The 434-nt window shown below is 62.2% G+C and carries 1 protein-coding gene; it reads left to right on the forward strand.

Going from position 1 to position 434, the window contains the following annotated elements; genetic code table 11:
* On the forward strand, window positions 1-434 hold a 434-nt coding region (locus AC0L3B_RS38440), incomplete at both ends, for an AMP-binding protein (protein WP_473382819.1).

Genomic DNA, 434 nt, shown 5'->3' on the forward strand with positions numbered 1-434 from the left:
CGCGCTGTGCGCTTGTGCGGCTATCGGTGCGGTATGGGCCAGTTGCTCACCGGATTTCGGCGCGCAGGGCGTGTTGGACAGGGTGCGGCAATTGTCGCCCAAGGTGCTGCTGGCGGTAGACGGTTATCGCTATGGCGGCAAGGCGTTCGATCGACGCGAACAGGTACGCTGTATCGCCCGCGAGATGGACAGCGTCGAGCACGTGATCGTGCTGTCGACGCTGTTTCCCGATGAACCGCTGACGCTGGCCAATGCCATCGACTGGCAAGCGTTGCACCGGCGTCCTGCGGTGTCCGCAGCCGATTTCCAGTGTGAACAAGTGCCCTTCGATCATCCGCTGTGGGTGCTGTTTTCGTCCGGTACCACCGGGCTGCCCAAAGCCATCGTGCACAGCCATGGCGGCATACTGCTGGAACAGTTGAAGACCCTGCACT

The sequence above is a fragment of the Bradyrhizobium sp. Kon56 genome (assembly GCF_055807635.1).